We start from the raw sequence: 5,808 nt of genomic DNA on the forward strand, positions 1-5,808 counted from the left end.
ACCGACGTCGCCTGGACGGATCTGGCCGAGGCATCCTTCGCCCTCAAGGTTCCCGAAGACGAAGGCGGCATCCCCTGGATCGCCACCAACAGCGACTGGACGATCCCGCGCGAGCGCGGGGTTGCTCCCGGCAACGGCACGCTCGTGTCCGCTGTGCACACGGCCATCGGGCGACTCGCCACGATCGCCGGCAAGCCGGAGCAGCCGATCTTCGATGAAGCTCTCGACCGTTTCGGCGCCGCGACGTCGCTGTTCATCGGCGACCGTCTCGACACCGACATCTCGGGTGCCGTGCGCGCGGGCATCGACACAGCACTCGTGCTGACGGGAATCGACCGTCCGAAGCACGTTCTCGCCGCGCCGGAAGGTTCGCGTCCGACCTTCATCCTCAGTGATCTGCGGGAGCTGCACGAGCCGTATCCGCTCATGCAGCGAAAAGACGGAGCAGTGAGCGTGGGCGGCGCGACGGTTCGCGTCGTCGGGGGAGCGGTCGAGATTCTCGCCGAGGGAACCCGGCAGATCGACCTCGTTCGCGCCGGTGCGACCGCGATCTGGGAGTCGGGCACACCGATCTTCGTGCTGCATGTTCCCGACAAGCTGTACGAGGATCCGTTCTTTCGGCCCTGAGTGCGCCTCACGGTCCGTGTCTGTGCCGCGCCGTAGAGTAGGGGTGTGAGCGATGAGACGACACCAACACCGACCGATGGTCTGTGGAGCCGGTTGCGCCTGATCGAAGGGCAGCCGCTGGCCTCGCGTGCCGACGCCTACTCGACACTCCACGACGAGCTCTTCCGCCGCCTCGAGAGCGGCACGCGAGCCGATTCGCGAGAGAAGACCTCCTCGGGTGATCAGTGACCCGCATCGACGCAGCACTGGCAGCGCGGGGGCTGGCGCGCTCACGCACGCACGCGGCCACGCTCATCGCGGCTGGGCTCGTGAGCGTCGAAGGTCGGCAGGTGCGCAAGGCATCCTTCGCCGTCCCTGACGACGCCGACATCACCCTCGCCGAGACCGACCACTATGTCAGCCGCGGCGCCCACAAGCTCATCGCCGCGCTCGACGCCTTCGACGTCTCTGTCGACGAACGACTGGCACTTGACCTGGGAGCCTCGACGGGCGGCTTCACCCAGGTGCTGCGCGAACGCGGCGCACACCGCGTGCTGTCGGTCGACGTCGGGCATGACCAGCTCGCAGCATCCGTCGCAGACGATCCGGGCGTCGTGAGCGTCGAAGGCTTCAACGTGCGCTACATGACGCGCGCGAACCTGTCGGCGGCCACCGGCGTCGCCGAGGCGCCGGAGCTGATCGTGGGGGATCTGTCATTCATCTCGCTCGAGCTGGTGCTTCCCGCCATCGCCGCCGTCGCGGCCGAAGGGGCCGACGTCGTGCTGCTCGTGAAACCGCAATTCGAAGTCGGCCGTACAGCCGTGCGTGGCGGGCTCGTGACCGACCCCGCCACCCGGGCGGATGCTGTCGCACGAGTGATCTGGAGCGCCTGGGATCAGGGCCTGGGGCTTCGGGGAATGATCGCCTCGCCGATTCTCGGGACGCACGGTAATGCTGAATTCCTTGTCCACATGGTGCCCGGGGGCGGAAGCAATCCGACACAATGGAGAGAACGCATCGACGAGCTGGCAGGAGGACGATGAACGAGCGCAACATCCTGGTCGTCGCCCATGCCGGTCGAGATGACACCGTCGACGCCGCGCGACGCGTAATCGAGTTGCTGCGCACTGCCGGTGCGCGCCCCGTGCTTTCGCCCGACGACCGTGCCGAGCTGTCCGCGGTCGATGAGAACTTCAGCGACGTCGACGCCCTCGGCGAAGTCGTGCCGGTCGATGAACTCGAACTCGCCATCGTGCTCGGCGGCGACGGCACGATTCTGCGTGCGGCTGAGCTCGTGCGCGGCAGCGTCGCACCCATCGTCGGCATCAACATGGGCCATGTCGGCTTCCTCGCCGAGATCGAACGCGATGCCATGGACGACGCTGTCGAGCGCATCATCGCGCGAGACTACGTCGTCGAAGAGCGTCTGGCGCTGTCGGTGCGGGTGAAAGACTCCGACGGCGCCGTGGTGTTCGAGACCTGGGCGTTGAACGAAGCCACGGTCGAGAAAGCCAGCCGCGAGCGCATGATCGAGGTCGTCGTCGAGATCGACGGGCGACCGCTGTCGAGCTACGGCTGCGACGGCATGGTCATCTCGACGCCCACCGGCTCGACGGCTTACAACTTCTCGGCGGGCGGCCCGGTGATCTGGCCGGGCGTTGAGGCGATCTCTGTGATCCCGCTGTCCGCGCACGCCCTGTTTGCCCGTCCGCTCGTCGTCAGCCCCGACGCGGCGGTCGCGATCGAGATGCTCGAGCGCACCACAGGCACGGGCATCCTGTGGTGCGACGGGCGCCGTTCACACGACCTTCCTCCCGGCGCCCGCGTCGTCGTGCGGCGATCTTCCCGGCCGGTGCGACTGGCCCGCCTGCACCCGTCAGCGTTCACCGACCGTCTCGTGCGCAAGTTCCAGCTGCCTGTCGCGGGCTGGCGCGGAAGCGACGGAGGGCGAACGGCATGATCGAAGAGATGCGGATGCAGGGGCTCGGCGTCATCGCCGACGCCGTGCTGCCGCTCGGTCCGGGGTTCACCGCGATCACCGGCGAGACCGGTGCCGGAAAGACCATGGTCGTGACCGGGCTCGGGCTGCTGCTCGGCCAGCGGGCCGACTCGGGCGCGGTGCGTGCCGGTTCAGCCCAGGCCTCTGTCGCCGGTGTCTGGGTCGTGCCGACGAAGAGCGCCGTGACAGAGATCGTCACTGACGCCGGGGGAGACCTCGAACCGATCGACGACCACTCGGGCGAGCTGTATGTCTCTCGCACGCTGAGCGCCGAAGGGCGAAGCCGGGCGAGCGTCGGCGGACGGGCAGCACCGGCCGGTGTGCTCTCGGCTCTTGCCGATGAACTCGTCGTGGTGCACGGGCAGTCTGAGCAGTTGCGGCTGCGGTCGGCGGCCGCGCAGCGAGATGCGCTCGACCGATTCGGCGGTGACACGGTGGCCGCGTCGTTGCGCGCGTACACCGACGCGTACGCGCACTGGCGCGAGCTCGATGCCGAGATCACCGAGATCACCGAGAACCATGATCGCCGGGCAGAAGAAGCCACCCGGCTGCGTGAGGCGCTTGAGCTCATCGAGGCGACGGCGCCGGAGCCAGGAGAAGACACTGCCCTGGCTGAGCGCGCAGAACGGCTCTCGAACGCCGAAGAGCTGCGCATCGCGGCGACGCTGGCGCATTCGGCCCTGTCTGACGAAGAGGGCGACCATGATGCATCCGCTCTGATCGCTGAGGCGCGCCGCGCGCTGGAACGCGCGCACGACCCGGTGCTGAGTGAGATCTCGACCGGCATCGCCGACATCGGCTACCGCATCACCGATTTGGCCGGGCAGCTGTCCGCCTATCTCGCTGACCTCGATGAGTCCGGGCCGCACGAGCTGGCCGCCGTCGAAGAGCGCCGTGCCGCGCTGACCGCGCTCACCCGTGCCCACGGCAGCCTCGATCAGGTGCTCGAGCTGTGGCAGACCGGCCAGGCGCGCCTGGCCGAACTCGACGATGACGATGAGCGTCTTGAACGACTCACGGCCGAACGCGACAGTGCCCGCGCGCACGTCGATCAGACGGCTGCCGCGCTGACCGCAGCCCGCACCGACGCGGCCGAGCGGCTCGGAAACGACGTCACCGCCGAGCTGCATGCGCTGGCCATGCCTGATGCCCGGCTCGAAGTCGCGGTCAGGGAGGGCGTCGAGAGCACGCACGGCCGCGATGAGGTCGCCATTCTGCTGGCACCGCATCCGGGAGCAGAGCTGCGCTCGGTCGCCAAGAGCGCGTCCGGCGGCGAGCTCTCGCGCGTCATGCTGGCGATCGAAGTCGTCATCGCCGGCACCGACCCGGTGCCCACCTTCGTGTTCGATGAGGTGGATGCCGGAATCGGCGGGGCCGCGGCGATCGAGGTCGGGCGGCGACTCGCCCGGCTTGCTGAGAGTTCGCAGGTGATTGTCGTGACGCATCTCGCACAGGTCGCGGCGTTCGCGTCGAACCACCTCTCCGTCGTGAAAGCCAATGACGGCGCGGTAACCGCGTCGAGCGTACGGCGTCTGGACGGATCCGAACGTGAGGCGGAGATGGCCAGACTCCTGTCCGGACTCGCCGATTCGGATGCTGCGCTCACTCATGCCCGAGAACTCCTCACCCTGGCGACCCCGGCGAACTGTTAGGATTGAAGCCCGTGATGAACTCTTCTGATGCGGGGCCCAAGAACGACACCACCAAACACATTTTCGTGACTGGCGGTGTCGTTTCGTCGTTGGGCAAGGGGCTCACGGCCGCCAGCCTGGGAAACCTGCTCACCGCCCGCGGTCTTCGCGTCGTGATGCAGAAGCTCGACCCGTACCTCAACGTCGACCCGGGCACGATGAACCCGTTCCAGCACGGTGAGGTCTTCGTGACCGACGACGGTGCCGAGACCGACCTCGACATCGGCCACTACGAGCGCTTCCTCGACATCAACCTGTCGGAGGCGGCCAACGTCACCACCGGCCAGATCTACTCGCAGGTCATCGCACGCGAGCGCCGCGGCGAGTACCTCGGCGACACCGTGCAGGTCATTCCGCACATCACCGACGAGATCAAGCGCCGCATGCGGCTGCAGGCGGGCGAGACGCCGAAGCCCGATGTCATCATCACCGAGGTCGGTGGCACGGTGGGCGACATCGAGTCGCAGCCGTTCCTCGAATCAGCCCGTCAGCTGCGCCACGAGCTCGGCCGCGACAGCGTGTTCTTCGTGCACGTCTCGCTCGTGCCGTTCATGGGGGCGTCCGGCGAGCAGAAGACCAAGCCCACGCAGCACTCGGTGGCAGCCCTTCGCCAGGTCGGTATTCAGCCCGACGCGCTCGTGCTGCGCAGCGACCGCCCGGTCAGCGAGTCGAACCGTAACAAGATCGCGCTGATGTGCGACGTCGACGCTGAGGGCGTCATCAACACGGTCGACCTGCCCAGCATCTATGACATCCCGTCGACGCTGAACGACCAGGGCCTCGACGCGTACATCGTGCGCCGGCTCGGGCTCGACGAGCGCGCTGCCGCCGATGTCGACTGGTCGCGCTGGCAGCGGGTGCTGCAGGCTGTGCACAACCCGAAGCACGATGTCACGATCGGTCTGGTCGGCAAGTACATCGATCTTCCCGACGCGTACCTCTCGGTGACAGAGGCGCTGCGCGCGGGCGGTTTCGCGCACGAGGCACACGTCAACATCCGGTGGATTCCGTCCGACTCCTGCGAGACGCCCGAGGGGGCGGCCAAGGCTCTGTCCGATGTCGACGGCATCTGCGTGCCCGGCGGTTTCGGCATCCGCGGCATCGAAGGCAAGCTCGGCGCGTTGAAGTTCGCTCGCGAGCAGGGCATCCCGACGCTCGGTCTGTGCCTCGGCCTGCAGTGCATGGTGATCGAGTACGCGCGCGACGTCGCCGGTATCGCCGGGGCATCGTCGACCGAGTTCGACCCCGAGACCGCCGAGCCCGTCATCGCCACGATGGCCGAGCAGGTCGAGATTCTCGACGGCGGCGACCTGGGTGGCACCATGCGCCTGGGCCTGTACCAGGCGGCGCTCGGCGAAGGAACCCTCGCCGCCGAGGTCTACGGCGCAACGGAGATCTCCGAGCGTCACCGGCACCGCTACGAGGTCAACAACGCCTACCGCGAGCGGCTGTCGGATGCCGGGCTCGTCTTCTCGGGCCTGAACCCCGAGCTCGACCTCGTCGAGTACGTCG

6 protein-coding genes are annotated in these 5,808 nt (G+C 67.9%); all 6 read left to right on the top strand.

Annotated elements, in window-relative coordinates; translation table 11 throughout:
- Positions 1-627 (top strand): HAD hydrolase-like protein (locus tag Q1J95_RS13705; RefSeq protein WP_300268501.1); only part of this gene is annotated, 627 nt, incomplete at its 5' end.
- Between the two features lie 45 nt (positions 628-672).
- A complete protein-coding gene (locus Q1J95_RS13710) occupies positions 673-855 on the top strand; it encodes a hypothetical protein (protein WP_300268502.1) in 183 nt (60 codons plus the stop codon).
- On the top strand, positions 852-1,649 hold the full coding sequence (locus tag Q1J95_RS13715) for a TlyA family RNA methyltransferase (protein WP_300268503.1): 798 nt from the start codon (positions 852-854) through the stop codon (positions 1,647-1,649). Before Q1J95_RS13710 ends, Q1J95_RS13715 begins: the two co-directional genes overlap by 4 nt.
- Entirely contained in the window at positions 1,646-2,566 is a 921-nt protein-coding gene (locus Q1J95_RS13720; protein WP_300268504.1) for an NAD kinase, read from the top strand. Before Q1J95_RS13715 ends, Q1J95_RS13720 begins: the two co-directional genes overlap by 4 nt.
- On the top strand, positions 2,563-4,257 hold the full coding sequence (gene recN / locus Q1J95_RS13725) for a DNA repair protein RecN (RefSeq protein WP_300268506.1): 1,695 nt from the start codon (positions 2,563-2,565) through the stop codon (positions 4,255-4,257). Before Q1J95_RS13720 ends, recN begins: the two co-directional genes overlap by 4 nt.
- 14 nt (positions 4,258-4,271) lie before the next feature.
- Positions 4,272-5,808 (top strand): CTP synthase (locus Q1J95_RS13730; RefSeq protein ID WP_300268508.1); only part of this gene is annotated, 1,537 nt, incomplete at its 3' end.

It is taken from the genome of Microbacterium sp., from assembly GCF_029263575.1.
Taxonomy (GTDB): domain Bacteria; phylum Actinomycetota; class Actinomycetes; order Actinomycetales; family Microbacteriaceae; genus Microbacterium.